The 25,722-nt window shown below is 60.0% G+C and carries 32 protein-coding genes and 1 pseudogene; 16 read left to right on the forward strand and 17 right to left on the reverse strand.

Going from position 1 to position 25,722, the window contains the following annotated elements; genetic code table 11:
• Nucleotides 1-201 precede the first annotated feature (201 nt).
• Nucleotides 202-588 carry a recombinase family protein gene (locus FOM02_RS43535; RefSeq protein WP_265441128.1) on the reverse strand — a complete coding sequence of 129 codons (387 nt, stop codon included), beginning with the start codon at nucleotides 586-588 and terminating at the stop codon, nucleotides 202-204.
• 52 nt (nucleotides 589-640) lie between these two features.
• On the reverse strand, nucleotides 641-874 hold the full coding sequence (locus FOM02_RS43540; protein WP_027561265.1) for a hypothetical protein: 234 nt from the start codon (nucleotides 872-874) through the stop codon (nucleotides 641-643).
• A 385-nt stretch (nucleotides 875-1,259) separates the two neighbouring features.
• Between FOM02_RS43540 and FOM02_RS43545 the strand changes: the two genes are divergently transcribed.
• Together FOM02_RS43545 and FOM02_RS43550 are read left to right on the forward strand one after the other, a co-directional pair.
• The gene (locus FOM02_RS43545) at nucleotides 1,260-1,496 is read left to right on the forward strand and encodes a DUF6894 family protein (protein WP_265441129.1); all 237 of its coding nucleotides are present in this window, start codon (nucleotides 1,260-1,262) and stop codon (nucleotides 1,494-1,496) included.
• Nucleotides 1,493-1,780, forward strand: a complete 288-nt coding sequence (locus tag FOM02_RS43550; protein WP_027561266.1) for a DUF1488 family protein — start codon at nucleotides 1,493-1,495, stop codon at nucleotides 1,778-1,780. Before FOM02_RS43545 ends, FOM02_RS43550 begins: the two co-directional genes overlap by 4 nt.
• Before the next feature lie 849 nt (nucleotides 1,781-2,629).
• Here FOM02_RS43550 and FOM02_RS43555 read toward each other — a convergent pair.
• Together FOM02_RS43555 and FOM02_RS43560 are read right to left on the reverse strand one after the other, a co-directional pair.
• On the reverse strand, nucleotides 2,630-3,037 hold the full coding sequence (locus tag FOM02_RS43555) for a LysR substrate-binding domain-containing protein (RefSeq protein ID WP_265441130.1): 408 nt from the start codon (nucleotides 3,035-3,037) through the stop codon (nucleotides 2,630-2,632).
• 417 nt (nucleotides 3,038-3,454) lie between these two features.
• The gene (locus FOM02_RS43560; protein WP_027561267.1) at nucleotides 3,455-3,688 is read right to left on the reverse strand and encodes a hypothetical protein; all 234 of its coding nucleotides are present in this window, start codon (nucleotides 3,686-3,688) and stop codon (nucleotides 3,455-3,457) included.
• Between the two features lie 304 nt (nucleotides 3,689-3,992).
• On the opposite strand from FOM02_RS43560, the gene FOM02_RS43565 reads away from it, so the two are divergent.
• Nucleotides 3,993-4,241 carry a hypothetical protein gene (locus FOM02_RS43565; RefSeq protein ID WP_027561268.1) on the forward strand — a complete coding sequence of 83 codons (249 nt, stop codon included), beginning with the start codon at nucleotides 3,993-3,995 and terminating at the stop codon, nucleotides 4,239-4,241.
• Between the two features lie 216 nt (nucleotides 4,242-4,457).
• Here the strand turns inward: FOM02_RS43565 and FOM02_RS43570 are convergent, their stop codons facing one another.
• The 7 genes from FOM02_RS43570 to FOM02_RS43600 form a co-directional block, all read right to left on the reverse strand.
• Nucleotides 4,458-5,549 carry a HupE/UreJ family protein gene (locus FOM02_RS43570; RefSeq protein WP_265441131.1) on the reverse strand — a complete coding sequence of 364 codons (1,092 nt, stop codon included), beginning with the start codon at nucleotides 5,547-5,549 and terminating at the stop codon, nucleotides 4,458-4,460.
• Nucleotides 5,546-6,607 carry a DUF4340 domain-containing protein gene (locus FOM02_RS43575; protein ID WP_265441132.1) on the reverse strand — a complete coding sequence of 354 codons (1,062 nt, stop codon included), beginning with the start codon at nucleotides 6,605-6,607 and terminating at the stop codon, nucleotides 5,546-5,548. Before FOM02_RS43575 ends, FOM02_RS43570 begins: the two co-directional genes overlap by 4 nt.
• The gene (locus FOM02_RS43580; protein WP_265441133.1) at nucleotides 6,604-8,205 is read right to left on the reverse strand and encodes a Gldg family protein; all 1,602 of its coding nucleotides are present in this window, start codon (nucleotides 8,203-8,205) and stop codon (nucleotides 6,604-6,606) included. Before FOM02_RS43580 ends, FOM02_RS43575 begins: the two co-directional genes overlap by 4 nt.
• Before the next feature lie 12 nt (nucleotides 8,206-8,217).
• Nucleotides 8,218-8,919 carry an ABC transporter permease gene (locus tag FOM02_RS43585; RefSeq protein ID WP_265441134.1) on the reverse strand — a complete coding sequence of 234 codons (702 nt, stop codon included), beginning with the start codon at nucleotides 8,917-8,919 and terminating at the stop codon, nucleotides 8,218-8,220.
• Nucleotides 8,916-9,863: an ABC transporter ATP-binding protein gene (locus tag FOM02_RS43590; protein WP_265441135.1), complete on the reverse strand. Its 948-nt coding sequence runs from the start codon at nucleotides 9,861-9,863 to the stop codon at nucleotides 8,916-8,918. The genes FOM02_RS43585 and FOM02_RS43590 overlap by 4 nt, the downstream gene beginning before the upstream one ends.
• A 110-nt stretch (nucleotides 9,864-9,973) precedes the next feature.
• The gene (locus FOM02_RS43595) at nucleotides 9,974-10,810 is read right to left on the reverse strand and encodes an N-acyl homoserine lactonase family protein (RefSeq protein WP_027561274.1); all 837 of its coding nucleotides are present in this window, start codon (nucleotides 10,808-10,810) and stop codon (nucleotides 9,974-9,976) included.
• A 222-nt stretch (nucleotides 10,811-11,032) separates the two neighbouring features.
• Nucleotides 11,033-11,293, reverse strand: coding sequence for a YbaK/EbsC family protein (locus tag FOM02_RS43600; RefSeq protein ID WP_265441136.1), 261 nt, complete (start codon nucleotides 11,291-11,293; stop codon nucleotides 11,033-11,035).
• Nucleotides 11,294-11,578: 285 nt separating this feature from the next.
• Between FOM02_RS43600 and FOM02_RS43605 the strand changes: the two genes are divergently transcribed.
• Nucleotides 11,579-11,767, forward strand: coding sequence for a hypothetical protein (locus FOM02_RS43605; RefSeq protein ID WP_108914517.1), 189 nt, complete (start codon nucleotides 11,579-11,581; stop codon nucleotides 11,765-11,767).
• Between the two features lie 102 nt (nucleotides 11,768-11,869).
• On the opposite strand, the gene FOM02_RS43610 is transcribed toward FOM02_RS43605, so the two are convergent.
• Both FOM02_RS43610 and FOM02_RS43615 read right to left on the reverse strand, forming a co-directional pair.
• The gene (locus FOM02_RS43610) at nucleotides 11,870-12,103 is read right to left on the reverse strand and encodes a DUF6894 family protein (protein WP_035730379.1); all 234 of its coding nucleotides are present in this window, start codon (nucleotides 12,101-12,103) and stop codon (nucleotides 11,870-11,872) included.
• Nucleotides 12,104-12,200: 97 nt separating this feature from the next.
• On the reverse strand, nucleotides 12,201-12,581 hold the full coding sequence (locus tag FOM02_RS43615) for a DUF6894 family protein (protein ID WP_322596937.1): 381 nt from the start codon (nucleotides 12,579-12,581) through the stop codon (nucleotides 12,201-12,203).
• A gap of 905 nt (nucleotides 12,582-13,486) precedes the next feature.
• On the opposite strand from FOM02_RS43615, the gene FOM02_RS43620 reads away from it, so the two are divergent.
• The 7 genes from FOM02_RS43620 (at nucleotide 13,487) to FOM02_RS43650 (ending at nucleotide 16,846) form a co-directional block, all read left to right on the forward strand.
• Nucleotides 13,487-13,942, forward strand: coding sequence for an Hsp20 family protein (locus FOM02_RS43620; protein WP_027561277.1), 456 nt, complete (start codon nucleotides 13,487-13,489; stop codon nucleotides 13,940-13,942).
• Between the two features lie 84 nt (nucleotides 13,943-14,026).
• Entirely contained in the window at nucleotides 14,027-14,347 is a 321-nt protein-coding gene (locus FOM02_RS43625; RefSeq protein ID WP_027561278.1) for a hypothetical protein, read from the forward strand.
• Between the two features lie 22 nt (nucleotides 14,348-14,369).
• A complete protein-coding gene (locus FOM02_RS43630; RefSeq protein ID WP_265442269.1) occupies nucleotides 14,370-14,594 on the forward strand; it encodes a hypothetical protein in 225 nt (74 codons plus the stop codon).
• The gene (locus FOM02_RS43635; RefSeq protein ID WP_265441137.1) at nucleotides 14,591-14,770 is read left to right on the forward strand and encodes a hypothetical protein; all 180 of its coding nucleotides are present in this window, start codon (nucleotides 14,591-14,593) and stop codon (nucleotides 14,768-14,770) included. Before FOM02_RS43630 ends, FOM02_RS43635 begins: the two co-directional genes overlap by 4 nt.
• Nucleotides 14,771-15,251: 481 nt before the next feature.
• Nucleotides 15,252-15,428 carry a hypothetical protein gene (locus tag FOM02_RS43640; protein ID WP_265441138.1) on the forward strand — a complete coding sequence of 59 codons (177 nt, stop codon included), beginning with the start codon at nucleotides 15,252-15,254 and terminating at the stop codon, nucleotides 15,426-15,428.
• A gap of 24 nt (nucleotides 15,429-15,452) precedes the next feature.
• Nucleotides 15,453-15,701 (forward strand): hypothetical protein, encoded by a 249-nt coding sequence (locus FOM02_RS43645; RefSeq protein WP_265441139.1) that lies wholly within the window; start codon nucleotides 15,453-15,455, stop codon nucleotides 15,699-15,701.
• Between the two features lie 50 nt (nucleotides 15,702-15,751).
• A complete protein-coding gene (locus tag FOM02_RS43650; RefSeq protein WP_265441140.1) occupies nucleotides 15,752-16,846 on the forward strand; it encodes an ABC transporter substrate-binding protein in 1,095 nt (364 codons plus the stop codon).
• Nucleotides 16,847-17,778: 932 nt separating this feature from the next.
• On the opposite strand, the gene FOM02_RS43655 is transcribed toward FOM02_RS43650, so the two are convergent.
• Nucleotides 17,779-18,036, reverse strand: a complete 258-nt coding sequence (locus tag FOM02_RS43655) for a hypothetical protein (protein WP_027561283.1) — start codon at nucleotides 18,034-18,036, stop codon at nucleotides 17,779-17,781.
• Between the two features lie 1,836 nt (nucleotides 18,037-19,872).
• The gene (locus FOM02_RS47025; RefSeq protein ID WP_322596938.1) at nucleotides 19,873-20,241 is read right to left on the reverse strand and encodes a hypothetical protein; all 369 of its coding nucleotides are present in this window, start codon (nucleotides 20,239-20,241) and stop codon (nucleotides 19,873-19,875) included.
• Nucleotides 20,242-21,192: 951 nt separating this feature from the next.
• On the opposite strand from FOM02_RS47025, the gene FOM02_RS43665 reads away from it, so the two are divergent.
• On the forward strand, nucleotides 21,193-21,390 hold the full coding sequence (locus tag FOM02_RS43665) for a hypothetical protein (protein ID WP_035730375.1): 198 nt from the start codon (nucleotides 21,193-21,195) through the stop codon (nucleotides 21,388-21,390).
• A 290-nt stretch (nucleotides 21,391-21,680) separates the two neighbouring features.
• On the opposite strand, the gene FOM02_RS43670 is transcribed toward FOM02_RS43665, so the two are convergent.
• Nucleotides 21,681-21,803: a hypothetical protein gene (locus FOM02_RS43670; RefSeq protein WP_265441141.1), complete on the reverse strand. Its 123-nt coding sequence runs from the start codon at nucleotides 21,801-21,803 to the stop codon at nucleotides 21,681-21,683.
• Between the two features lie 93 nt (nucleotides 21,804-21,896).
• Nucleotides 21,897-22,276, reverse strand: a pseudogene (locus tag FOM02_RS43675) (hypothetical protein).
• 197 nt (nucleotides 22,277-22,473) lie between these two features.
• Here FOM02_RS43675 and FOM02_RS43680 point away from each other — a divergent pair.
• The 4 genes from FOM02_RS43680 to FOM02_RS47445 all read left to right on the forward strand — a co-directional run bounded on the left by FOM02_RS43680 (nucleotide 22,474) and on the right by FOM02_RS47445 (nucleotide 25,575).
• The gene (locus tag FOM02_RS43680; protein WP_027561262.1) at nucleotides 22,474-22,833 is read left to right on the forward strand and encodes a nuclear transport factor 2 family protein; all 360 of its coding nucleotides are present in this window, start codon (nucleotides 22,474-22,476) and stop codon (nucleotides 22,831-22,833) included.
• A gap of 441 nt (nucleotides 22,834-23,274) precedes the next feature.
• On the forward strand, nucleotides 23,275-23,496 hold the full coding sequence (locus FOM02_RS43685; protein ID WP_035730372.1) for a hypothetical protein: 222 nt from the start codon (nucleotides 23,275-23,277) through the stop codon (nucleotides 23,494-23,496).
• A gap of 206 nt (nucleotides 23,497-23,702) precedes the next feature.
• Complete coding sequence (locus FOM02_RS43690; protein WP_027561260.1) at nucleotides 23,703-23,945, forward strand: DUF2934 domain-containing protein; 243 nt, start codon at nucleotides 23,703-23,705, stop codon at nucleotides 23,943-23,945.
• Between the two features lie 1,093 nt (nucleotides 23,946-25,038).
• Nucleotides 25,039-25,575, forward strand: a complete 537-nt coding sequence (locus FOM02_RS47445) for a hypothetical protein (protein WP_416207749.1) — start codon at nucleotides 25,039-25,041, stop codon at nucleotides 25,573-25,575.
• Nucleotides 25,576-25,722 lie beyond the last annotated feature (147 nt).

Here is a 25,722-nt window from a genome sequence, read left to right on the forward strand (position 1 = left end):
ACCCTCTCGGGCGGCGCCTTAAACCTGATCAGCATGCGCGAGACCTTGTCGTCATCGCTCATTGCGGCTTGTCCCGCGGCGATCTAAGCGTGGCGCGCCTGAACCATTCCTCGGTTGTTTCGGGCATCGCCTGCGCGCCTACCGCGATAGCATCTCCTTGTTGAGATCGTGCGCGACTTCGCGAAGCGCTCGACTGTCTACTTATTCCGGAAAGATACGGCGGATCGCTTGTGCTTCGTCCTTGATAATGACCCGTTCGCCACTTTTCCTGGCGACCGCGGCGTATCCGTATGGAGCCTGCGAGATCTTCCCATGTCGCGAGAGAGGCAATCGAGCGCTTCGACGATCAATATCTGAAAGAATCGTTCCGCGCTTCGTCCAACATCCGTAAAGGCCTTCGCGTGCCATCACGGAGTCGCCAGAACGGTCCTCATAGGTGCTGATAACGGTTAAGCCTTCGCACTCGGCGTAGCTTTGACACAGTGAAAGCTGATCTTCAATTGAACGCTCATTTTGAAGATCGGTTGAGAATCGAGTGTAGATCGTGGCTCTCTTTGTTGTCTCTTTTCGTATTGCCTCAGCCGTCAACTAGTCGGTCATCTCAAGGCCCTTTGGCAAATGGAAACTCAATGAGCGGCAGTCATTTGTTGTCTCTGACGACGCCTGCACTCCACCGGGTGTAGTGGAAAATTGGGCCGAAGGGAGGCGGATCCTCTAGCCTGCCGCTGCCTATGTTGATTGTGACCGTCTCCATCTTTCGCAGCGCCCCTCTCAGATAGAAGTTACCTCCGGCGCTGGTAATTTCGCCCAGCTCGATCTCGGCGCCGAACGCGAGGCTTGCCGCATCAGTCCTTATGCGGATGTCGTCGACCACCAGCAGGTTTTGTGAAAGACCGCCCGTAATCACCCAAGGGCTTCGACCATCACTCGCAGTAGTTTTCGGACTGGGAAAACCCGGCCGGACATATCAAGGCGCTGGAGCTTGCCCGAAGGCCCGTACCAGTAGGGCTGATGTCACGACCACGTCCTCGCCATCCAGGTCGCGATCGATCAATATGCCGAGGGCCGCGCTGGGCTACTGCGAGTTCTTTGTCAACAAGCCGTTTTGTTCCAAAACGAGATTGGTTGTTGATGGGTATCGGCCTTCTGCTTCTGCTCGGTGTCAGCTTCTACGGGACTTTTTGGTTCATCGACTACTATCTCGGCAGCGTTAGGTCCTGCGAAAGGAACGAGCGGCATCTTTCAGCGTTTTGACGGGCATGCCGCGCTACTTTTTCGATTTTCACGACGACCTCGGTCTCACCATTGATGATGCCGGCGAGGATCTACCAAACCTGGCCGCCGCCCGCGGCGCTGCACTGAGAGCCCTCGCTGAAGCCATTCGGACCAAAAGCGAAATCCGTGCAGAGATGGGGCCGATGTCTGTCATCGTGAGGACGCAGATTGCTCGCGTCCTGACGGTCTCGGCGTCGATCGAAATCAGCATGACATCGTGAGCGCGAGTTCCAAGTTGCCCCTTTCACCCGACCCCTCCGGCGAGTTCGAGCAGGCAGCACCTGAAGCCATCCTGTTCGCGATGTTCAACGGCGACGACCGCATCGCCTGCCGGGTCGACTGGTCCGCTTTGCGCGATCGCGCGATCGCGGACGGTACCGATCCAAACGACTTAGCCGGCGCGTTTAAAAGGCACCGAGCGACAATCGAGCATATAGCAAGCGAACAGTTCGATGCGGGTACGGAGATGCCCAGTGTTTGGAGCGGGATGCCGGCGGCTCCCTGAGGCGACCGATCGAGCAGTCCTTGAGGAAGCGGACGGCTAGGAACCGACGTTTCTCCCCAGCGGTTGACCTTTTCACATGGAGAAGGTCATGAACCGCACATCTATTTTTGCCCTCGCTCTGATCCTCGTAACCGCCCCGGTGTTGGCACAAGGCGGTGGTGGAGGTGGCGGCGGTGGCGCCGGAGGTGGTGGGAGCGGAGCAGCGTCCGGCGGCGCGTCTGGAAGCAGCGGGGCAAGCTCGGGCGCAGCAGGAACGTCGAGCGCTGGAACTGCTGCTGGCACGACCGGAGGAAATACAGCTACGCCCATCAATCCGGGCAGCGCACCTTTCTCTAATCCGATCGGGCAAGGCACCGCACCAGCGGCTTCAAACGGTAACCAGAACAACGGTCAGAGCTCTTATCCGACGCAAGCTCCGCAATCCCCCACACCGACGGCCAAGCAGGCTTCGCCGGGTGGCACGGTCGCTGCGGAGCAAAAGGCAGCGACACACGGAACCAACACCGCCGCGCCGGACAGCGCCGCAGGCGCTGGCGCTGTGGGTGCGCCCGGGGTTGGCGTGGGCCACACAGCGAACGGCAAGCCAATCGGCACCACCGGATCAGGGGCCGGCTCGCCGGAGCGACCCATTGGCTCAGGCAACCGGTAATCAGGACAGAAGCTCAAGCCCGCGCCTCCTTTGGCTTTTTGCTGCCTTGAAGTTGCAGCGATGCAAGATGACCTTCTCGAACGCGCTGCCCGCGTGATTGCCGAGAGCAAGAAGCTCAAAGAGTGGACCGAGCAGATCCGGTAGCAGATCGAGCGAAGAGACGCGTCTTTTAGATATCAGCCAGATATTTTAGGTGTGACTCAGCCACCTTTGCCGATTTGCTGCATCAGCCACCCAATGCCGGCATCCATTATTGCGGCCTTGGTCGCGACGGCCTGGATCAGATCGGACTTGCGCTTGAGCGGAAGTTCGACGGCAGCCAGGGCGAAGCGGGCTGCGTGTCGCTCCACGAGCCGGCGCGGCAACGCCGCGATCAGATCGGAGCTTGAAAGGTGGGGAAGGGCCATCATGAACGTCGGCACGGTCAGGGCAATGCGGCGTTGCAGCCCGCGCTTTGCCAACAGTTCATCGACGAAGCCGTGTGGACTGCCGTCGAGCGATACGAGGAGGCGATGAGCGCTGCAGAATGCGGGGAGTGTCGGTGTGCGGGCGAACACGTGGCCCTTGCGCATCGCGACCACGAAATCCTCCTCATAACGCATGGCCATGAACGTTAGTTCCTCACCGACGACGCGGCGAAAACCCGCCCAAGCCGCCAAGCGAGGAGGCCCCAACGTTCTTCATCCGCTGGAAATAGCGGCTCAGGTTTTGCCCAGACCGGAGCCGTAATCATTTGGTTGGGGCACTTTTGGCCGGTTTACGCATTTTTCCGCTCATGGAAGAGGCCGGTGCAAGATATCTCCGCGAAGCGAAGATTTGCCTTGAAGAGGCAGAGAAGGCCACTCGCGCTGCCGACAAGAAGGCATGGCTAAAGCTGGCAGAAGAGTGGATGGTTATGGCGCAGAAAATACAAAGGCAGACCCCTCGCGAGAATTAAACGGAGCGGTAGGCAAGTGTCCTAGTCCAAGGTATCCTAATTTATTTTCGGAACGTCCCTGGCGGATTAACATTGGTTGGCATTCTTGCTAACGAGCATCATCATGCTGCGCGTCAGTTACCCGCTTCTCCAGCGCTAAGAGCAATTCGACACCTGCTCCTATTGCAACGGTCGGCTGAACCAGGTGGAAAGCTTCCTCAATACTCGCAACGACAAGCAGGTGCGCATTTTTAAGTGCACCGACTGTCAGAAGTTCACCTGGGACGATTAGCCCTTGATCTCGCTCAACCCGCATTGCTTTCGGATCGGCAAAGGCGTTCATTGGTCAATCTCAAAGTCGGCACTTCCCCGGCCGCCAGATAGATGGCGGTAGTGGCTGAGTAGTATTCCGCGAGGCCACCAAATGTTGCGTCGCTCTAGTGCCAGCTATGGCTGAACACCCCAACATTCGCGTACACGACTTGGCTGTGCGGATCGCCACGCAGAACGCCAGAATGCGCGACGTCGTGGCTCGAGCCGTTGAGGGCGCTTAGCCTCCCCGTCGGCCACCTTCCTAGGTCGCAGAACCTACAAGCCGTTCCCCAAAAGAACTGGATGAATGACTGTCTCGGAGGCATATTTCGGGCATGGCTCACCTTGAGAACCGCAAAACCATCCTCCGGAAGCTGATCGCCAAGGGCGACGCGAAATGCATCCCGTTGGCTGAGCGAGCCATTAACGACTACTTGGAAGCGGCCCCTGCCGCGGCTCGCAAAATTGGCCTTCGGCTGATCCAGCTGGACGTACTAGCTCAGTCTGAGGCCGTACTAGGCGCGCTGCACAACTTTGCGGAGGCAGTGAACGCCTACATCGAAAAAAGGCTAACGGAGGAGTAGGTCGCCTCAGCTAGGGTCTCTCATTCGCGCCAAAAAAAGAAATGGCCCGCCGTCGGTTTGCAAGCCTCATTTCCATGTAGAGCCGATTTATTGGACACACTGTACAATTTCATACTGTGGGCGTGACTGCCCGGCGCGACGGTGTCAACCAGCGCCCGGCTGAATCGGTCGTCCGGCAGTCTCGGTGCGTCTCCGACCCGGAGATGCCCGGGACCGTTACCCGAAACTTGAGCGCATGAAAAGCCAATAGCCGCTGAGCAGGCTGATCACAGCGGATACGGCATAGACCAGCCCAGTCGCTCTCATCGGCTTGGCGCGGTCAGTCGTGATCAGCCGGTCGAACAGGTCGAGCACCGGGAGTACGATCGCGACGATCGCGACTTGGCCGATTTCGACACCGATATTGAAGGCCGCAAGCGCCGGCACGATCGCATCCATCGGCAGACCGACCTCATGAAGCGCGCCGGCGAAGCCGAAGCCATGGATTAGGCCGAACAGGAAGGCCACGCGCCAGCGCCTGTCTATGTCGCGCGAGAAGAAGTTCTCAACGGCAACGAACATAATCGAGGCCGCGATCGCTGGCTCCACAACGCGGCTCGGGATCACGACGAGGTCGAGCGCCGCCAGCGACAGCGTGATCGAATGGGCGACGGTGAAGGCGGTGACGATCTTGATGACCGGAACGAGCCGGCGCGCCCACAGCACGACCGCGATCAGAAAGGCGATGTGATCGTAGCCGAGAAAGATGTGCTCGATACCGGTGAGGAGATAGCGTTGCATTGTCGACCCTAGCGGCGGCGCCGGCGCCGAGAGTGTGACGGTGGTATTGCCGGCATCGAGCAGCGCCTGCGCTTCGGACTTGCCCTGCGTGACCAGAACCACCTGGCGCGCGGTCGGATCCTTCTCGGTCAGGACGGTTGAGCGATAGACGATGTCGCCGGCAACGCCCTCGCAGGCAAAGCTGTTGCGATAGATGACACCGTCCCCATCGGCCAGGATGGCCGGAATCCCGGGGGCGCAGGCCGTCCCTTCGGTCCCCGATACGGCGAGATGTGCCTTCATGTAGGCGAGGATCGACCCAGCGGCCGCATCGACCGCGCCGGGATCGACCACGTCTTCCTTTGCGTCGTAGATCTTGGTGCCGATGAGCCGGTCCATGTCGCTGCCCTTGAGCGCGACCTCGACGGTCACGGTGCGATCGGTGGTCAGCGCCACGCGCGCTGTCGAAAGGTTGACCTGATGCGCGCGAACCGGCGCGCCCAAGCTGAGCAGAACAAAGCCGAGCAGCAGGAGGCGAGCTAAGTTCACGATCCCGCTCCGATGGCACGGAGCAGCTCCGTCAAGCGGCGCATCTCGAACTCGGCGACGGTGACCACCGCGCCATTGGGCGCGAGCCGTGCGTAGCGGTCGAGACTATCGGCGGATACGCCGAACTCTAGTCTTGCCAGCGGCGCGGCCGCATCGCGCGAGAACACCAGCACGATGAGGGTCGGCAGGTTGAGCCCATAGCGGGCGACTTGCGACGGATCAGCCGGTCCGACGCGCGTCTCGACTGCGGCGGAATCGAACGCGCGTAGCGCCGCGTCGATGACGCGGGCCTGCTCGGGATCGGCGACGTGCACAACATTACCGGCGGCGTGGTTGTGCTGGCCGAGGTGCCGGAACCAGTTACCGTCAATGTCACGCTCGAAGCGGGTGAGCTTGCCCGCGAAGACGATCTCGAACGCCCACACCTGCGCCATAGAGATGGGCAGCAACAAGCTCTTGCCACGGCTTGCGGCATCCGGCCCAGTCGGGCCGCGCAGGCGGCGCGCCATATCGAACGTAACCCGCCACTCCTCGCCGAAATGACGCGGCATCAGGTACACAGCGGGACGCCCGGCGATGCGGACATAATGAGAGGTGCTCGCCGGATTGAGCGCGCCCAAATTCACGGAGATCGTCGAACCATCGGCCGTCTCGATCACGGCCACGGTTGCGGGCGGGTCGAGCCCAAATGCAGCGAATTTTTCCACAGCGAGCTCGGCGGCCGGAATTTCGCGCGCGGGCTCGCTGACGGCGACGAGTCGCAGCGCCGTTTCGAGATGCGATCCGAACTCGGCCGGCACGGCGCCATCCATCCCCTCGATCATCCACTCGCCGGCTTTGCGAAGCAGGACAACGCTCCCGCGACCCGAACGAATCTCCACCCGCCGCGCGTCGGCGGGCGCGATGGTCACGAGGCCCTTCGGCGCAAATGCGACCTTGCTGCGCAGCTCCGGCCATCGCCCGCTGACGATCAGGACACCCAGCAGCGCCAGCAGGCACACAGCGAGGAGCGGCATCAGCCATCGGGTCATCCCGCGCTCAGCCGCCCCGTCCGTCACCGTCGCCTCCACCACATCGCAACACCGAACAGAGCCGTGCTCAGCGGCAGCAGCACCTCCAGCACGATGAAAGTGTCGCGCATCTGGGTGCTGGTCAACACGATCTCCGGCAGCTTGAAGGTCTGCGGTGCGACGCTCGGCGTGGCATCATCCTCGGCAAGCCAGCGAAGCATGGCAAGCGAGAGCTCGCCATTGGAGACGTAGGGAAAATATTCGTTGCTTGCGAACTTGCTGGTGCCGGCCACGACGAGACGGAAGCGCTTGCCCGGCGAGGCCTCCGGCCAGCTGCCTTCCAGCGCGACCGCCAGCGGCTGTGCGCTCCGCCGCGTGTTCGTCGCGTCTCTCTCCGTCGCGGCGGGAGCAGACTTGGGCGAGCGCAAATAGCTATCCTGGCTGCTCGCAGCAAGCACGATCAAGCTGACCCCGGACGGCGGCTGCGCCACCGCGATCGGCCGCGCCTGCGGAAACACGGTCAGTGCCAGACGCTTCGTGATCGGGTGCGGCGGATAATAGGGCACGGCGACCTTGTCCGCATCGGTACGGAAATGATTGAGGGGATCGATGACGATCTGTGCCTCGCTCGATAGTCCGACGGGCTTGAGCAGCAATCGCTCGAAATCGCCATCGAGCTGGGACAGCGGATCGATCAGGAGCAGAAGCCTGCCTCCACCTCTTACATAATCGCCGAGCAGCGCCGCCTCGTCAGCGGCAAAGGCTGTGCGCGGGCCGATGTCGGCGACCACCGAGCAGTCAGTTGGAATTCTGGACGCCGTCGCCGTGACGAGCTCGCGCATCTCGAAGCCGATCTGGTCGAGGGCAAGCAAGAGCCGGTCGAGTTGCTCGGGCGCCGTTTCCAGCACGTCGCCGGCGCCCGGCGCCTCGTGCCCCTTCAAAGTCTCGACATGGCTGAAATGAAAATGCGAAGGTAGCGGGCGGAACGTCTCGCCGTGGCCGGTAACGAAGCAGACGGTCTCCACGCGCGTGCGCAGCACGCGCAACGCCGCATAGCCGATGCGGGCGGGATCGATGACGTTTTCGGCCAGGATCTTGCGATCCTCGGCCTGCAGCACGGCGGTGTTGTAGGCACGCACACCGAGGTCGCGGGCAAGGCCGGGCTCCTTGTCGAGATCAATCGCGCGGAAGGCGAGCAGCGGATGATTCCGCGACGCGGTCTGAACGAGGTCGCGGACCGCAATCGCGTTGGCATCGCTCGCATTGTAGAAATAGGTCAGCGCGAGCGGTGTGCGCAGTTGCGCGATCACGTCAGTGAGCTGTTGCGGCGGCGTATTGCGACCTTCCCGGCTGACGTCGAAATGCACGTCGTGGCGATAGAGCGCCGTGTTGGCGCCGAAGACCGCCGTAACCGCTGCGACAACGATCGACGCGTTCCCGATCCAGGCCGACCAGCGCGAGCCGCCGCCGCGCAAAGGGAGCCGGATTGCCAGCATGAAGAGTGCGAACAGCGCGAAAGCGCAGGCGACGAACAGGAGGATGTTCGATGCAGTCTCGCCGAGCGACGCGAATCCGAGCGCACCGCAGAGGATGGCGCCAACCGCCAGGACGAGGAGAGCGACATTCGATTTAACAGATCCGCTCATCGCCTGCGCCTCTCACCGCCGTGCCAGTGCGCGGACTGTCAACAGCAGCGTCAGCAGGGTGACGCTGAGGAAGAAGCCCACGTCTGACAGATAGATCGAGCCGACGGCGAAGGGGCGGAAATGGACCGAGAGCGACAGGTTCACCACCAGCGTGTCCGCGGGGCTCGGCAGCAGCCAGCCGAAATTGTCGATGATCCAGAGCAGGAGGAAGACGCTCAGCGAGATCAGCGCGGCGATCACCTGGTTGGCCGTCAGCGCCGAGGCCAACAGGCCCGTGCCGACCAGTGCCGATCCGAACAGCAGCAACCCGAAATAGCCGCTGTAGATCGGCCCGAAATCAGGATCGCCGAACCAGGCGAGCGCGGCCGCGTAGGCCCCCGACAGCACGAGCATGACCACGATCAGGCTCATCGCCGCCAAGAACTTCGACAGCACTATCGCAACTTCGGAGAGCGGGGCGGTCAGGAGAACCTCCAGCGTCTTGAGCTTCCGCTCCTCCGCGAACAGTCGCATCGTGATCAGCGGTACGGTCAGCATGAACAGCACGAACATCTGGAAGAAGATGTGCACCATGCTGGGCTGGTGGCTAAGGAACAGGGTGAGCGTGAAGCTGTAGCCCATGATCAGCAGGAACACCGTCATCAGCACGTAGGCGATCGGCGAGGAGAACAGGGCCGTCGCTTCCTTCCCGAGCAGCACCGCGAAGCTTCTCATGCGGCCGCCTCCAGTCGCCGGGTGAGATTGAGAAACACCCGCTCGAGATCAGGCCGCAGCTCGGTCAGCTCGCGCACCGGGATTTGCGCGGCGACCAGCACGGAGACCAGCTCGGCTGCGACCGACGGACGCCGCTGCGCCCTGACGAGGAAGCGTCCAGCACCCTCGGGATCCGCGACAACCTCGCGCACGCCGGCGACGACCTTCGTCGCGCCGTGGACGGCCTCTTCCGACGCGTCTACCGACAGGCGCAACGTTTGATCCCGTGTGGCATCTTTCAGCGCATCGGACGTCAAGAGCACGCCGTCGAGCAGGATCATCACGCGCGAGGCAATTTTCTCGATCTCGGGCAGGATATGCGAGGCCAGTAACACGGTGTGGCATCCAGCCAGCGACTGGATCAGGTCGCGCACGGCGATCACCTGGTGCGGATCGAGCCCGCTGGTCGGCTCGTCCAGCACCAGAACTTTTGGATCGCCCAGGAGAGCCTGCGCGATCGAGACACGCTGGCGAAAGCCGCGCGACAGTTTGCCAGTCGTGAGCCTCATGACGCGCGCGAGGTCCAACCGATCCACCGCCTCGTCGATCGCAGTCCTCGCCTTCGGTCCGTGCAAACCCTTGATACCGGCCATGAAATGCAGGAATTCGTCGACCCGCATGTGGTCGTAGAGCGGTGCATCTTCCGGCACATAGCTGATGGCACGACGCACGCCGAGGGAATCCTCGACCACGTCGTGGCCGGCGATCTCGATACGTCCCGAGGTTGGAACCAGGTAGCCCGTGAGCATGCGGAAGATCGTGCTCTTGCCGGACCCGTTCGGCCCGAGCAGGCCGACGATCTCCCCCGGCGCGATCGCAAAGGACACGTCGGCGACGGCGCGTCGCGGCCCGTACCATTTTGTGACGCGCTCGGCGAGAACGACCGGAGAGTCAGCCGGAAGCATGGAACGTTTAGACCCCCTCTGGCGGGCACCGCGCAAGACTAGCGAGCAAAATCCCGGGCGCGAAGGCCCGGGATGACGACTCCTGCGGGATGTCCCTAGGCTACTACCACTCACTCGTAGAATTCGGGCGAGTGCTTGTGCGCCTTGAAAGTATCGGGGTCGTGGGCATAGATGATGTCGGCGCCCTCGGTGTCGCGAACCCGCTTCACCCAGGCGTAGGCATCGAGCATGCCGACAGGATCATAGACGCTGCCGATGCTCGGCAGGATGTTCTTGTCCAGGTTCTCCTGAAGATAAACAGCGTCGCTGGTCAGCACCACCGTGCCAGTTTTCGGCAGGCGCACCACCAGGATCTGGCTTCCGGGCGTGTGCGACACGGTGCGGTGGATGAAGACGCTATTGTCTCCGAACAGGTCGAGATCGCCGTCGAGCTCGATGGTCTTGTACTTGGATGGCATCCCCCCGCCGACGCTGTTGCGCAGCATGGCGAAATCCTCAGAGATGAAGAAGGTCGCGTAGCCCGGCGCAGGCCAGAACGCGTTCCTCATCTCGTCGCGCTGGTACACGAAGGTCGAATCCAGGAACTTGCCGATGTTGCCGGCGTGATCGACGTGGAAATGACCGAGGATGACATATTTGATGTCAGATGGCGTGACGTTGATCTTGGAAAGCTGAGCGTCGATGGCGATGTCGGGCGAACGACCCGGATCAAGCGCCTTCACGAACGGCCCCCAATAGTCGGGGTCCTTGATAATGCGGTCGTTGTTGCCGCAATCGAACAGCACATCGCCCTTGGGGTGTCGGATCAGGAAGAAGCCGACAGGAATTTGGACCTTGCCGCTACTGCCGTTCTGAATGATCGACTTGTCGAGATTGAGCGCTCCCGAAGAGAAGACGTAGAGCTTCATCTCCTTTGGCGGTTCAGCGGCCGTCGCGATAGCCGACATAAAAAAAAAGTCCTACGGCCAGCGAGCCAAGGACTCTTAACGCAGTCGCCCGCATGTCGTCCTCCCTGTTTTCGACGCGCTTATTTCAGCGGATGTAGCATCCTACCATAGTTTAATACGGCTGTGCAGGGCTCAATGGGCGCGAGCGGGCGAATAAAATAAAGCTTCGCGAGGCCTGACATTTTGTGCGGCGCAATTGTCCCACCAATGACCCCGTCCTGCTCAGGCGACCACGCTGGCCACGACTGCCTTCAAACGTCGCGCACGTCGGCTGGTTTGAACCGAACCTGCTAAGCCACGTTGACCGCCATTGATGTAGACCTGCTCCTGCCCAAGTGTGCCCTGCTCGACCACGGTGCGCACGAGTCTTCGCTGCCCGAAAGGGCCGATCCCGCCGATCTTGAAGCCGGCAACGCGTTCCGCCTCAGGCGGCTTCATCATCTGCGCCGACTTGCCACCGCCGGCAGCGGCGAGCTTCTTCATAGAGAATTTCCTGGCCGGAAAGGACAATGACCGGACCGGCTTCCACCACCGGCTTCAGCGTCTTCAATGCGCGCCGAGTGCTGCAGTCCGTGCTCTCGGGGCCGGATCGTAGTCGTCGGTGTGAACGGCGAAGGCAACGCCGACCGCGAGCGCGTGCGTTGCGCGGGGTGGCTTTGGACATGCGCGATGTCTAGCACCAGTTGCGAGGAGCGAAGCGAGGACTTATGTTCCTGCGGCTGTCTACACGCCGATGTACAATCAATTCGTCAGCAAAAGGAACATGCGATGGGATTGAAGCGCGGGCGGTTCAAGCAGATAGATTCTCTCGAGGCGCGGCTTGAGCAATTTGCCCAGGATATGCGTAAGCGCGCAGACGGAAAGCCGGCGGGAGACGAACGTAACGCCTTGCTCAAGCGAGCACGTAATGCAGATCAAGGAATCGACATCGAGCGGAAACTTCGTCAAGAACACTAGGAACGCCCAAAAGAGAAGCGATTTAGCTTGGCTCCTCCCTGCTCCCGTTGTGAGGAAGGCACTGTGACCGAGACTGCGATCTAGCACCGGGCGCCGTCTACACTAGCTCTCTTCGAGAGCTACTGCAGCGCTGGCCCGCAGCACGACACGACCGATGGTGTCCCGTACGACCACCTTTGTTGTACCTGTTGAACATTCGTTTGCGCCATCCAGGATTGCTTGTGCGAGAGCTTCCATCGCGAGTCGCCGCACGGCATCGGTGCGAGTAAGGTCAATGCCGTCGTCATCGATGGTAATTTCGCGGGTATCATGAATATCGAGGAAGAACCTCGGCATGGCTCAGACAATCACGCGGCCAATTCGAAGTTCCTAGTTTTTTCGGTCAAAGCCTCTCCTCGGGCCGACAGCTGGTGGGTCGCTCTTTGCCGTTGCTCTAGTTTGACCTCAGGGCCTCGACCTCGAACGTGAGCTTGACCTGCATCAGGGGGCCCAATTCATCGCGGACCTCAATAGCCATGTCTTGCCGACCGATCGCGGGCGGGAAGCTGTGCAGTGCGTCGCGAGCCATGTCGGCGAGCGACTTGGCAGCTTCGGCCTGCACAGCTCGAAAACTGGAAAGCTCCAAGCCTTCTTCATCCACAGCGACGACATCGTCTTCCAGCAGGTCGAAAAAGTAACGCGGCATGGCAAGCATCCTTGTTCCTGGACAGCAATTGGTGTCCGTTTCGACGTGCATCAGCAAAGCACAGGCACTGTCGTCAAACACTTCAGGGCAATTACTGACAGTAATTTTTCGGAACTCAAAAGCTGACATTTGCTAATTTTGAGTGGCCCACTCATGCCGATGCTCGAGCCCAGGTGAAGCGCGCCTAAATCCTAGTACGCGCGAGATGGAGCTTGAAAGCGGTCGTCGTTCGAGCCAATCCTGAGGGCGCGAATGTCTGGCATCCGCGCTCATGAGGCTCACGCCAAGAGCCAAGCCGCGACCGAAGTCAGCACGCGAAAGAGAAAGTAAAGCCATCCGGTCATCGCGGCCGTGACTGCCGACGAGGAAAAGCACCTGGACCAGGCCCTCGCCGAGTGCCGGTCGTGACTTTTGATCGGTGGGTGTCTTGGCTTGACCGGAACGCATCGTACTTACCATCCGGGAAAACCATGCGATGCGGTCGATGCGAGATTGTTTCTGTCCGGGGGCGCCTTTTGTGCGCGGGAGCCGTTCCCTACATGCGTCCGCTCAGGGGGCGTAACTTTTCATACTGTCGAAGCTCTCGAGGACGCGGCCGAACGCCGCGAACTCCAGTGTTCGCAGCGACCGGTGCGATAAGCGCGATCGCTGCGCGGCGTTCCTGGTCGGCCTCTGGGTCGCGTGCCGGCGCTAGTTTCGCGAAGCTTTCCGCGGAAGCTCAAGCCGTTTGGAGCGGGAGTGACGCGAGAAGGCGAGGGCAAAAGCGCAGGTGCCCCTCGACGCCGCCGCAGCACGCGGCCAGGCTGCGGGCGGCGCTCAGGAAGGTCGAGAATAGGTCCGGACACCAGTTTTAACCATCGCGCTTCCTCGTGCAAAAAAAATTGTTTGTGGGTCTTGAAACTTTTCTCTGGCTTCCAAATTTTTTCGGCGTCGTCGTACGACGATCGGGATGCCGTTCGGGTCCCGCCACTGAGACGGGCACTGGTCGTGTCCGGTGCCGCTCGTAACCATTTTGCTCCCAGGAGGATCTGGCTATGCGCACTATTGATTTTTCGCCCCTGTTCCGGTCGGCCATCGGCTTCGACCGTCTTTTCGATCTCGCCGAAGCCGCCCAGCGCGCGGGCGAAGAGACTTATCCCCCCTACAACATCGAGCGTCTTGACGAGAACCGCTTCCTGATCTCGGTGGCGCTCGCGGGTTTCAGCCCGGACGAAGTCGTCCTGACAGTCGAGCAGAACGTCCTGACGCTCGAAGGCCACAAGAGCGAGAAGGAAGGCAAAACCTTCCTCCATCGCGGCATCTCCGCTCGCCACTTCAAGCGCCAGTTCACGCTCGCCGACCACGTCGAGGTCAAGGGCGCTAGCTTCGAGAATGGCTTGCTTGTCATCGACCTGCAGCGGGAGATTCCCGAGGCGATGAAGCCGCGACGCATCGCGATCAACGGCGTCGTGCCCAGCAACGTCACGCAGATCGAATCCAAGGCCGCCTGAGGCCATCCTGCTGATCAGCGATCAAAGCCGCGCGGGCCTTCCGCGCGGCTCTCCCCTCAACTCGTCTTGGAAATGGAGGAAGCCATGCGGCCGACGACCGCTCTTCACGACAACGTTGTCGATCTAAACGCCATCATCCATCCCGGTACGGTTTTCGAGCATCCCCGGGACGTGGTCTCTCATCCTTCTCTCAGCCTGTCCGAGAAACGTGCCATCCTGGCTTCGTGGGCATCAGACGCTTCTGCGATCGCATCGTGCCCGTCACTGCGGGCCCCCGAGGGGCTGAAGGCGCCGGTCACGATCGACGAGATTTTGGAGGCGCTTTGCGCGCTGGACGAAGGCCCCCGGCATCCTCCCGGGGGCAAGCCGATGCGCTTGCGGTCGGTCGAGCGTGCAGCGGCCTAGGAGACGGTGAGGAGTGACGAAGATGCTCGATGAGAACCTTGCCCGCATCCGTGCGCACCGCAACAACGTCCACCGCTATCGAAGACTTCTAAAGACGCGGCTGTCGGACATCGAACGGCAGTTTATCGAACGGCGCCTGTCGGAGGAGAGGTCGGCGCTGGAGGCGTTGACGTCTCCGACGTTTCCCATCGCGCTCACCATGCCCCCAAGACCGGCCTTGCCTGCTACAACAGGGGCCGCGCCATGATCGCCGTGAGGGACCTGCTGATCCGCGGCAGCGAGAAGGTTTTAGCTCACTACCGGCTGCTGCTTGCCAGCGCGAAAACCGAGAAGGGGCGCGACCTCTACCTGAGCCGAAGCGAGCGCGAGCAGCGGCTTCTGGACCAGCTCCAAGGCGGCTTGCCGGGATGGATCGCGGCATGAACACTCGAACCGGCGAAGAGAACTACGCGGGCTTCGATGTCGTGTTGAAGCGACGCGGGCGCGGCCGATGGAAGTGGGCCGTCTGCGCAGCTGGAGGCGAGGTCGTGATGTCCGGCTCGGAGTGCAGCCGCGCTGCCGCTAGGTACAAGGCGGAGCGCGCGCTGTTTCTCCTGCTCTGCGCAAGCGCGTCGCGGGTGGGGTCCGTCGGAGGGCGGACCATAGGCTCGGGCTTGCCGCGGCCATAGTGCTAGGAACCTTCAACATCGCTGGCAGGTTGTCCGCTAAACGCTTTTGCCATGGAAGCCAATCTTGGAAGGCAGCGCGAGAAGGGAGCGACCTTTCGAACTGTAGCGTGTACCGGCCGCCGGCTGTCAGGTCGGCGGGTTCTTCGCTCGAACTCCTCCATTGGATCTGTCCGTAGGCGTCCTTGGCTTAGAGATCTTATTGTGCTCCCGCCTTCACAGCGAAGGGAGTGCCAGCTATGGCCGAACACCCCAACGTGGCTCGCGTGCAGGACCTGGCCGTGCGGATCGCCACGCAGAACGCCAGAATGCGCGACGTCGTAGCTCGAGCCGTTGAGGCGCTTAGCCTCCCCTCGCCGGATACCTTCCTAGGTCGCAGAACCTACGAGCCGTTCCCAAAAGAACTGGATGAATGACTGTCTCGAAGGCATATTTCGGGCATGCCTCACCTCGAGAACTGCAAAACCATCCTCCGGAAGCTGATCGCCAAGGGCGACGCGAAATGCATCCCGTTGGCTGAGCGAGCCATTAACGACTACTTGGAAGCGACCCCTGCCGCGGCTCGCAAGAGTGGCCTTCGGCTGATCCAGCTGGACGTACTAGCCCAGTCCGAGGCCGTACTAGGCGCGCTGCACAACTTTGCGGAGGCGGTGAACGCCTACATCGAAAAAAAGCTAACGGAGGAGTAGGTCGCCTCAGCTAGGGTCTCTCATTCGCCGGCCTAAGGCGAGGCCGGGGCTTGGAAGCCGAGCATGCGGCCCGCGCGACGCCCCCCTCCTATGCGGAGTTGGTCGAAACCACAGATGGTCGTAAGCTGACGAAGTCCACGCGCCATGCTATTTGTCCGCGGCAGCAATCAACGGCAGTGATCGTCATGGATTGCACAATCTCACGTCGACTGGTGCTTGTTGGCTGCCTGAGCCTTTGCATGCGGAAAGCCTGCGCTCAAAAAACGCGCGTCTGGCGCGTAGCATACCTTGCATCCGGGCGAGCGTCGGTCACCGTTCCAGTCATGAAAGAGACCCTTCGCCAACTCGGATACCAAGAGGGCAGAAATCTCGTTTTCGATGTTCGGGACGCTAATGGTCGTTATTCAGAGCTCCCCGAACTTATGCAACAGCTTCTTTCGCTGAAGCCCGATGTGATCGTTGCGGAGGCCACTCCCGCGATAGCGGTAGCCCAGATGGCCACGTCATCGATTCCCATCGTCATGTCCCCATCGACCGATCCGATTAGCTCCGGGTTCATCAGGAGTTTCGCACGTCCGGGCGGCAACATCACAGGCGTCGCCAACATGTTTGGCGATACCACAGCCAAGACGCTTGATATCATTCGACTCGTATTCACGGGTGCGAAGAACCTCGCTGTCTTGATTTCAAATAACCCGACGCACCCGCAGCTCTTCGAAGTCGCAAGCAAGGCCGCAGCCAAAATCGGGGTGTCAGCCGGACGGTTTGTCGCGCCCAACCCTGAGGACCTGAAGAAGGCGTTTGCGGAGATGAAGGCTGGTAACGTCGACGTCGCGTATGTCCTTGCCGACCCGGTCAGGCCAGCGCTTCCCGCCGTCGCCCTCGAACACGGCATTCCCACCGTCTTCCAGGTCAACAGCTACACCGAGCTCGGCGGCCTGATGAGTTATGGACCGGACATCCTACCGCTGTTCGTCATGGCGGCCCATTATGTGGATCGCATCTTGAAGGGCGGCAACCCTGCCGAAATGCCCGTCCAGCAACCGACCAAATTCGTTTTCGCCGTTAATCTGCGAACCGCAAAGGCTCTCGGCCTGACGATTCCTGAAACCGTGCTGGCGATGGCTGATAAGGTGATAGAATAGCTTAGATCTGGAGGCATTGCGCGAAAGGGTGGCGCGAGACCTATCTGTCTCCCGCTCTCGCGCGGGACGACGAAGCCGCAGCAAGGTCAATCGCTGCGGCCCGCGCGCGGTCAAATGAACCGGGTGAAACGATCTACGTGAACTATTCAACCAGCCCCGGTCCGACGATTATCCACCCCGGCTTTCCGGATCGCATTGCTCTATGTGAATCGGTTAGGAAATATTAGGAAGCTGTGCGAAAGCGAGCCTGCGGCTACGTGGTAGCTACTTTTTCCGTGCCTAATTTGCCGTTGCGTATCGTTTGGTACTCCACGATCCAATGTCCCTGCTACTATTTCCCGATCAGAGCGGGCGACCATGGATCGGCTGAAGAAAGCGTTGAGGCATCTCGAAGCCCAAGAAACGGGCGGCGAGACGCGAAGCAACAGACAAATGCCCGTCTCGCCTTGTTAGCTGAGCGTCGCGTCCAAATGATCATCGATCGCGAGCTTGCATCGAAGGTCTAGGAGCCTAGGCCGCGGCAGCCTAGTTGGTCCGGGCGAGGGACACGTTTTTCGAACGTGGAGCAGCACCTCGCTTTGGGGGCCCTTCGGGTTTAATGCCGTTTTGCTCGTCGAACTGCTTTATCCAGTATTGTATGTAGCGAGGATCATCGGGGCATAGCCGCTCAAGTAAACGAAGGTTCTGCGCTCGGAAGTCCAAAAGGGTTTTCGGCATTACGCTTCCTCGAAACCCTGCCCATAAACAGCTTGAGGTATCGGGAAAAACTGGTCAACCCCAAAAGGCTGCTTGAAAGCCGCGCCCGGTTGATGCAGCCCAAAACGTGGAGCCGTTGAACAGAGGTCGGGAGCCTCTACGCTCAACGCGGCGGGGAGCACCTATGGTTTGACTACCTTCGTCAATCTAGCCCTCGGAACTGGGTGTGAGAGCCGTTACTGAAATACTTTGGGCAGCACGACGACGACCTCAATCACCTGTTTCAAGATCTCCGTAGCCAAATCCGCAATCAACAAGGCGAAGTCATCTTCGATCTCCGCGGCGATGCTTTCGTCCTTCGCATGGACGTACAAAAGCGGTCCATCCACTTCAGCAAATCTGACGCCAGCGAACACGCGATAGAATACGGTGGCGCCTATTACTCCGGCTAGCTTTGCCTGAACCGCGTAGTCCTGGGTGTCGCTGAGATCCATGGCGCGGAGATAAAGTCACTTCACGCGAAAACAAGTCATAAAAATAATTTCAGCAACCTATTGCAAGCGAGTGAGCGGAAACTCCCGCTGTCTGCGGGCGCGGTTCTCATGCGCTTGCCGGATACTCGTTTGTTGGAGCGGATGCCATCGCGGCCTTCTTGGGTTGCGCTTAGCTCGTTCAAAGGACTGAGCAAAGGAACGGGCCGTTCGTAGCCGCGTTTTCCTTCGAGTACCTGGACTACCGGTCATGGATTCAGCCCGCTCAGAGACCGGCTCTTGGTCGAGCTGCTATGCTACCATTTGCCGATATTCAAGCCGTGCCCAGAACAACGTGCCGTGAAACATGGCGATGATCGCGAGCAGCACCAAGAGGCACATCCCGAACCCGATCCATGCGGCAGCGGCTTGTCGCAATTCGATCCGGTCGCAATTCGATCCGGCCTGTCGCATCGCGGAGGTAGCCAGGCCACCGCAATGGCTCCGGGGTCGCGCTGAACACCTCGACATAGACCCGCCCCAACGACAGGAATGGCATGACGATACGCGCCACTCCGTATCCGATCAGCTCGACGAGCATTCCAAACCTGGACATGGCCGAACTCAAGCACGTCAGAAAGTGTGCATCATACAACACAACAACCAAAGGTTTGGTGCCCTGCACGATCTAAGAGCGCAGCCCATAGGTCAACGTCGAAAAAGGGCCAACCAAAATATTTTGATTCACCGAATTTTGCTTGCTCCGTCGGGCAAAACAGTGGTTCATAGGATGCTGGCTCTAACTACTGGAGGCCAGCGTGATGGCTGACGAAGTCGAAACCTCTTGCGATCTGTCCAAGATCGCTAAGCTCAATGGCGGTTTCAGGCGAAACTACGGAACCCTGCTTTGGGCGTTCCTGTATTTAAGATCCATCAGTGCCGCGCGGGGCGCTCTTGGCTGTGGGGCGGTCTGTTTTCCCTCGTCTGTTCGGCCGTGATAGGCCGGCTAGCGTGTGGATATCGACCGAACACCAGCGCTATTCGACTGAAATCCAGGCGGCCGCAATCGCTGTCTACGCCGCGCAGCATGTCCACTAAGTCAGTTCGCGCGGTTGAATACGGTCGCGGGTCGCACTAATCACTCAAAGAAACCAAACGCGTGGGCACAAAATGGGGCTTCTGCACCAAGTTGGGGTCAAACGGGTTTGCACTTCCTTGATGCGAGAGGTTCTGCGGACGGCAACTGAAAATCAAAGCTGTCGGGGGGCTCCGAACTACTCCTAAATCGCAGTGAATGTGGCCATTCAGTCACAGCTGTCAGTGACAGACGTCTGCTAAAAAGCCCTTTCGTTTTTGGGAGTCCAGCATGCCAAATGATGTCGCTCAGACCTCTGCGGGGCGCACCGACCAAACCAAGGTCGCTTCAAACCAGGCTCGCGTGGCGCGTCCCTCGAAGGTGCCTGATGCGGAGCACGCCGCCGATGATGCAGCTCCCTATGTGCCAAGCAAGTGGAACTGGGGCCCTCCGAGCGCTTCGACCGAGTGGTAGTACCTTGGCACGCGCGAACTGACTGGATCGATAGCGGGGAAAGTCACCGGTCGCGGCTGGCTGTTCGAACATCGTCCGCAATTTACGTGAGGCCGTCGGAAACGCTGGTGCGTACGTCTTAGGATTTTACCTTGCCCGTGGTCTCGTCAATGACGCGCCCATTCGTATCTTCGATCCACGCTTCACGGCCAGTTTTGCGAAACTCAGCGACGTCATCGACCGCTTGGTTCCAGACATCCTTAAGGATTGAAGCTACGGTCTTATCGGCACTCCGTACTTTCACGTACCAAGTCATAGAGACTTTCCTCCGATTATAGTTCGCGATTCATCGCCGGATGGCTTCGGTTCTTGATTTTGATCCAGTGCTTCTGCCGACCACGAGAATACGGTTTGTCGCGGTGCTTGGAAACCAGGTCTTCTAGTCCCATGCGATAGGCAGCCCGGAATAGATCGGGGCCGATCTCGCCGCGCTCGAAGGGTGCCAGGCTGATCCCATCAGGCCGGCGCACCAGTAGCTGCTGAAGATTTGCCTTGCGCCGATGGAGCGGGAGGGGCCGCAAATCCTCTCCGCCCATCGCGAGGATATCGAAGGCATAAAGCTGAACCTCGTAACGGCTGCCGGCTGTGAACCTCGTTGAAGTCGCTGATGCCGTCCACGCCGAGGATGACGGCCTCACCATCGATCACAAACCGCTTCTGCCGGTTCTTCAACGCTGCCTCAGCAATCCAGGGGTAGCGCTTCGGCCGGCGCCATTTCGCGAGAGCAGCCGCACGCGGGTGTCCTCCCGAACGACCAGCATCCGGTAGCCCTCGCGCCTTTCGTGAATCCCGTCCGGCCCTGAAGGCACTTGCTTGGCTGCGGTACCCAGGCAAAGCTCGTACGCCGTGCGCATGGGGCGCGAGATAATATTTTCGGCGCAGTTTACGGGTCGGGAACAAGTGGCAAAGATGCAAATTATCTCCTTGCTCCGGCACCCCTAAAGCCCCCCTGAAGTCGGAGCGGGACCCCAAACGGCCCCAGCAGCCGACCCCCTGCTGGGGCCGCCGTTTTTGGTGGCCGCGAATATTAACAGGGCACGCCTCGGCGGCTCTTATGCTAGGAATATGACGTGCCGCGCCGATCGTGCGGAACGTCGCGGCGCCGGCCGCAGGGGTCGTACCAGAGCGGCGCCTGCGGCCTTTCGTCAGCAGACCGTGGGAACTGGGGCACACATCCGGGAATAGTAAGCAAGCGAAGGAACAGCAGGTCGGAAACGTGCTTGTCTCGCGGTGACTGCTTCTGACCCATGAGGCAAGAGCCTGTCGGGAGGCCCCAGCATCATCATGCCCCCCCCCCGGCCCGATGCTGGGGCCGTCCCCGAGGGCTATGCTATGCGAGGCGTCGTTTGGACAACACTTGGAGAGCCGTTTTCGCGATCAGTGCGACGGCCATCGTCGCCGGTGGCGCCTTTTTTGTCATCCGTTTCCTACTCGCATTGCACTTTTGACCTCCTGTCCGCATCAAAAGTTCATTCTGGAAATCATGCGGTCTTTGGTCGTTTTCACCCAATCACCGGCCGAGGCTCTGTCCCGTAGGCGTCGGTGGCTGAGAGACCGAGCGCGCTCCCGCCTGCAAAGCAAGGGGCGCCATCATGGCTGACAATCCTAATCTCGTCCGCGCGCACGATTTAGCTGCGGAGATCACCGAGCAGAACGCCCGCCTGCGCGAGTTGCTGGCCAGATCAATCGAAGTGCTCAAATTGCTGAAGCCGGACACGTTTCTCGGCCGCAGGACGCACGAGCCGTCTGCAATGGAAGCGAGGACGACTAGAGGTCATCTCCGGCGATGATCTCGCTGGGAACGAAGCGGTTGCGCCGGCATTCCGCTCTCATGCAAGACGACTTACTTCGCCGTGCTGAAAGGGCAATTCGTGAGAGCTTGGCGACGAGAGCGCTTGCCCAGCAGTATCTGATGCGGGCCAGAACCAACGCCGCCAAGGTCATGGCAACCATGCGGGTGGTTCAGATGGAATCTCGTCGTCCTCGATCGGCCACGGTCGATAGGTTTGCTCCGGAACAGGAAGTCGAGAGGGGAAAGCAGCGCGAGGCTTTTCGGATGAAAGCTGGTTCGCGCCACCATTCATCGAATACCGTCTCTGATTTCGGTCTGCCAGGCCATATTTTTCGCGCGAAGCTGTTCATCCTCGGCGATAGCTGCTGCACGGGCGAACAGCTTTTCGTGGGCATAGAAGGGGCCGGCCATGCCGGACAACTAACTTGGGTTAAGTTTGGTTCCAATCCATGGAACGAGATGTGGGAAGCCGTTGAGCTTGTCGCGGGACCTGAGCCGAATCTCTCAACGCTCCCCAGCCCACCAGACAGACGGAGAATTGGCGGCCGAAATCTTCGTGGGTCCGCAAGGCGAGAACGTGACTGCGTTTGAAGGGCCGCGCTTGACGCTCAGAGCACTGCCGGCAGCGCATGTAGCGCTCCAGCTCGTGGATGGGGTCGGCTTGGCGCGCCTGACGACGTCCAGCGCGACGCTCTGGTGGGTTTCGCAGCCGAGGCACTTCACCTCAAGATAGCGATAGCCGGCGTTGAGGGCATCACCGAGCGTCGGGGATGGCTAGGCAGGGCCACGAAAACCGAGCATCCGGGCATTCTAGGCCTGCGCGCGCGTTCGGCCAGAACGCGGACCGTGATCCCGAACAGGTATTCGCGCGACTTGATGCTCATGGCAGATTGATTTCGCCTGACGGGTGCGGAGGCAAGCCGCTAGCTCTTGGGTTTGCGACCCATCGTGAGCCCAAGTGTCCCCTATGTTATCCGGCATATGGGCTTGGCCGAGTGAAGATCAAAAAAATCGCGATCGATCGGCGAAGAGACTAAGCTGGGTATCCCGCCAAATCTCTATTTGCCAGGGAGGTGCTTGCATGTCTTTTGACCCGATGGCCGCCGCCGTCGACTGGCTCGATGCCTACCGTTCCGGCGACATAGAAACGCTACTCGAAATGTACGCAGAAGATGCCGCTGTCTACTGCGATTGCCACGAATTGATTATTACCGGCAGAGAAAACCTGCGTGGCTACTGGGCTATCCATCTGCAGAAACACCCAGCTGCTGAGCTGGACAATCTTCAGCTCTCGCACGGTGGCGCAATCATCTCGTACGTCAGCCGGAAAAACGTAGTGCGGGCGGTCTTGGACTTTAATGATGCCGGGAAAATCAGGACACTGAGCTGCAGGCCGACACGTCAGGCCTCGTCCGGCTCCTGCCAAGGCGGAGTCTGCTAAGCGTCAATAGCCGCCTCAGATCCAGGGTCAATAGTCATGCAGTAGGAGAGGTTTCAATCGGTTTCCCGACGGCAAATACATTTTCAACCTCGCTTTGCGATGTTGTACGTCCAGGGAAGCAGAACACTCGCTCGAGAGATCTTGCGGCCTCCGACGGCGCGCAAGACAACACCCGATCCTTCAATCAGCACGACCGGCAGATCCTCGATCGACTACGCGACCATGGGTTGGTCCCAGGTTCCAGGTTGGACGACAGACCAAACGTGACCTTGTCCGAAACGGATGGATGGAGCAACGGTCTTCCAAAGGCGGTATCGAATATCGCACTACCGAAGCCGGACCGGCGGCGATTGTCTCGCCACGATTGAAGCAGACTATGCAAGGTCCGCAACGAGTGCCGGAACAGAAGCGGCTGTAGGGGCAGCGAAGGTGTCGAGGGCAATGGAACTGATTGTCGCTGGCTATGTGAAGGTGCGAAACCGACGCGCCCTGACAAATTTGCTGGCTCATCGCCTGAAGGTGCTCGCTCAGTTGCAAGGCGTTTCAGGCGTCAATCCGGAAAACGCCGTCAAGGCGATCCAGGAAGAATTAGTGTTGATCGAAGCCGGCCTCGAAGAACTCAAGCCATCGCCCGGCTCAGTGCCTGAAAACGAGTGGAGCTAGGATCAATCCACGTTCTCAACTAGCCCATCGCGTCTCTTGCGTGTGGAATGACAAGATGGGAAACTATGCCCGTATTTCCCGGCAGTCCAACACGCATTCAGGGGGAGCTTGTTGTGTGCAGAAGTGAATTCGCCGTGCGGCCATGACCAGGCGTCGTGCGGCCCGAAACACGTTACGGCGCCGGAAGGGGATCGGAGGGAGCTGGAGTGAAACAACTGAGGAAGTTAGAGCACCAAAGAGATCTGTCTACTCGGGCAGCCGCCTACCTCCACGATGTAGATTGGCTGCGGGAACTAAGGATCAACCTGTTTCGTCGCTATTGGCATCATCAAATCAGTGACCGCGCTTATGAGCTGTGGGAGCAGGCCGGGCACCCCACGGGGCGCGATCTTGAATTCTGGCTTGAGGCGGAGCGGGAGATCGGGACAGGCACGAACGCGGTGATTTGATCCTCGGCTCCGTAGACGGTTGCTCACTGGAAGAAAAGCCAATCTGTTCTGGCCCTTTCGGAATGCCAAGCTAGGAGTTGAAGCCTTCTCGTTGGCCACTGTGGTTTCATTTTGCAGTATATTCGACCAATGCCCGCCTTGAGAACTGTAAGGCCATTCTTCGCAGGCTGATCGCCAAGGGCGCCCCAAACTGCATCCGTTCGCTGAACGGGCCATCAATGAGCACTGGGAGTGACATTGGAGAAGGGGCGAAAGAGCGGCCTGCGGCTGATCCTGTTGGACGTGTTGGAACAGCGCAATGCGGTCGTCGGAGCCCAGCATTCCTTCGCTCAGGCCGTAAACAACTTGATCGAAAAGAAGCTTAGAAAGCGAGCAAGCCGCCGCCTATGACTCGCTCTGCGAATTGACAGGGCGTTGCCGCTGGAACAGCGAGGCTGGGCCGCGCGGCACGGATGCCAACCGCAGAGCCCAGCTCACGCCACGTTGCGGAGCTAGGCTGCCTGTTCATCTCTGGTCAGCGCTCGAGTCGATCCAACTGGCCAGCCAACGGAGCAAGGTTCTCGCGATATTCAGGAGGAAAGCGCGTTCTTGAGATGCCAGATCCTTGAGACAGTCTTTGCACCATTGCGCCAGTTCTAAACATTGAGAGGCGGTAATCATTTGAAACTCCGCGAATGATTAGGGGCCTAAATCTCAGAGAGCTCAACATTACATCCGTAAAACTAACCCAATTCCGTCAACATCCCTGACGGATCGTCGCTGCGAAGGTCCATCACAACAGACCCAGGAGCCGTCAATTTTTTGCACGCGCTGGTTGCGGCGTCGGGATTCCAGGGCAGTCTTCTTTTTGCGCACACCAAGGGCTTAAAGCTTAGGCGGTCTCAGCGCCGCCGGTTTACTTGCGCGAGCATTTCTGGTTTCCGGCAGTTCCCGATCGCCAGTCGAGTGGCTCAGGATTGCACGCCAGCAGATCCGCCGCACGAAGTCCGGGCGCACGTCCGCGCCGCCGTCACTACCGTCAGGGCACAAGCCTCTCACGCCGCTCGACATCTCCGGCTGGGACGACGCCGACGTCCCGCAACGCGACTGGGCGGTGCGCGACCGCATCATCCGCCGAGCGGTGACGTTGCTCTCTTGCGAAGGCGGAGTCGGGAAGTCGATCCTGACCTTGCAGTTATGTTGCGCCCATGCACTCGCGCCCTGGTTCGGCTCATTGCCGAGTCCGGACCGGCAATCTATCTCGACGCCGAAGACGACGAGTCTGAATTGCACTTCAGGCTGGAAGCGATCCGCGCCCGTCTCGGCGTCACATTCAAGGAGTTGGACGACGGCTGCCTGCACCTCATGCCGCTCGCGGGCAAAGACGCGCTGCTCGGCGTGCCGGATCGTTCGAGCATATCCAGCCGACTGCTTGTTCGAGGAGTTGTTGCTGACAGCGAACAACATCATGCCGGTTCTACTCGTGCTGAACTCTGCGGCTGACCTGTTTGCAGGCAACGAAAACAGTCGCAGTGAGGTCCGGCAATTCGTTGGCCTGCCGACGACGCAGTGCTGGACCTTTCGAAGATGGCTTCAGCGATGCACCCGGACGACATTTCTTTGTTGCTCCATCTTCCTGCAGGAATCTTGACATTCAGGTCTGATCGGTGCGAGCGAAAGTGAGTGTCGCGTCGCGGCATTCTCCAGCTTATCAATCACGCCGGAGTAACCTCCAAGATTGGCGAGATTCCCCGACTAATGCGTGGACGCCCAGTGGTGAAAAAGCCGCTGCAGCGGT

Source organism: Bradyrhizobium sp. SEMIA, from assembly GCF_014844175.1.
Taxonomy (GTDB): domain Bacteria; phylum Pseudomonadota; class Alphaproteobacteria; order Rhizobiales; family Xanthobacteraceae; genus Bradyrhizobium; species Bradyrhizobium arachidis.

Excerpts from the sequence above, each read along its gene's own strand:
- FOM02_RS43545 (WP_265441129.1), top strand. The coding sequence starts at position 1,260 with ATGCCGCGCTACTTTTTCGATTTTCACGACGACCTCGGTCTCACCATT.
- FOM02_RS43555 (WP_265441130.1), bottom strand. The coding sequence starts at position 3,037 with ATGGCCATGCGTTATGAGGAGGATTTCGTGGTCGCGATGCGCAAGGGC.
- FOM02_RS43560 (WP_027561267.1), bottom strand. The coding sequence starts at position 3,688 with ATGAACGCCTTTGCCGATCCGAAAGCAATGCGGGTTGAGCGAGATCAA.
- FOM02_RS43565 (WP_027561268.1), top strand. The coding sequence starts at position 3,993 with ATGGCTCACCTTGAGAACCGCAAAACCATCCTCCGGAAGCTGATCGCC.
- FOM02_RS43580 (WP_265441133.1), bottom strand. The coding sequence starts at position 8,205 with ATGAGCGGATCTGTTAAATCGAATGTCGCTCTCCTCGTCCTGGCGGTT.
- FOM02_RS43585 (WP_265441134.1), bottom strand. The coding sequence starts at position 8,919 with ATGAGAAGCTTCGCGGTGCTGCTCGGGAAGGAAGCGACGGCCCTGTTC.
- FOM02_RS43590 (WP_265441135.1), bottom strand. The coding sequence starts at position 9,863 with ATGCTTCCGGCTGACTCTCCGGTCGTTCTCGCCGAGCGCGTCACAAAA.
- FOM02_RS43595 (WP_027561274.1), bottom strand. The coding sequence starts at position 10,810 with ATGTCGGCTATCGCGACGGCCGCTGAACCGCCAAAGGAGATGAAGCTC.
- FOM02_RS43600 (WP_265441136.1), bottom strand. The coding sequence starts at position 11,293 with ATGAAGAAGCTCGCCGCTGCCGGCGGTGGCAAGTCGGCGCAGATGATG.
- FOM02_RS43605 (WP_108914517.1), top strand. The coding sequence starts at position 11,579 with ATGGGATTGAAGCGCGGGCGGTTCAAGCAGATAGATTCTCTCGAGGCG.
- FOM02_RS43610 (WP_035730379.1), bottom strand. The coding sequence starts at position 12,103 with ATGCCGAGGTTCTTCCTCGATATTCATGATACCCGCGAAATTACCATC.
- FOM02_RS43615 (WP_322596937.1), bottom strand. The coding sequence starts at position 12,581 with ATGTCAGCTTTTGAGTTCCGAAAAATTACTGTCAGTAATTGCCCTGAA.
- FOM02_RS43620 (WP_027561277.1), top strand. The coding sequence starts at position 13,487 with ATGCGCACTATTGATTTTTCGCCCCTGTTCCGGTCGGCCATCGGCTTC.
- FOM02_RS43625 (WP_027561278.1), top strand. The coding sequence starts at position 14,027 with ATGCGGCCGACGACCGCTCTTCACGACAACGTTGTCGATCTAAACGCC.
- FOM02_RS43630 (WP_265442269.1), top strand. The coding sequence starts at position 14,370 with ATGCTCGATGAGAACCTTGCCCGCATCCGTGCGCACCGCAACAACGTC.
- FOM02_RS43635 (WP_265441137.1), top strand. The coding sequence starts at position 14,591 with ATGATCGCCGTGAGGGACCTGCTGATCCGCGGCAGCGAGAAGGTTTTA.
- FOM02_RS43640 (WP_265441138.1), top strand. The coding sequence starts at position 15,252 with ATGGCCGAACACCCCAACGTGGCTCGCGTGCAGGACCTGGCCGTGCGG.
- FOM02_RS43645 (WP_265441139.1), top strand. The coding sequence starts at position 15,453 with ATGCCTCACCTCGAGAACTGCAAAACCATCCTCCGGAAGCTGATCGCC.
- FOM02_RS43655 (WP_027561283.1), bottom strand. The coding sequence starts at position 18,036 with ATGGATCTCAGCGACACCCAGGACTACGCGGTTCAGGCAAAGCTAGCC.
- FOM02_RS47025 (WP_322596938.1), bottom strand. The coding sequence starts at position 20,241 with ATGGTGAGGCCGTCATCCTCGGCGTGGACGGCATCAGCGACTTCAACG.
- FOM02_RS43665 (WP_035730375.1), top strand. The coding sequence starts at position 21,193 with ATGGCTGACAATCCTAATCTCGTCCGCGCGCACGATTTAGCTGCGGAG.
- FOM02_RS43670 (WP_265441141.1), bottom strand. The coding sequence starts at position 21,803 with ATGGCCGGCCCCTTCTATGCCCACGAAAAGCTGTTCGCCCGTGCAGCA.
- FOM02_RS43680 (WP_027561262.1), top strand. The coding sequence starts at position 22,474 with ATGTCTTTTGACCCGATGGCCGCCGCCGTCGACTGGCTCGATGCCTAC.
- FOM02_RS43685 (WP_035730372.1), top strand. The coding sequence starts at position 23,275 with ATGGAACTGATTGTCGCTGGCTATGTGAAGGTGCGAAACCGACGCGCC.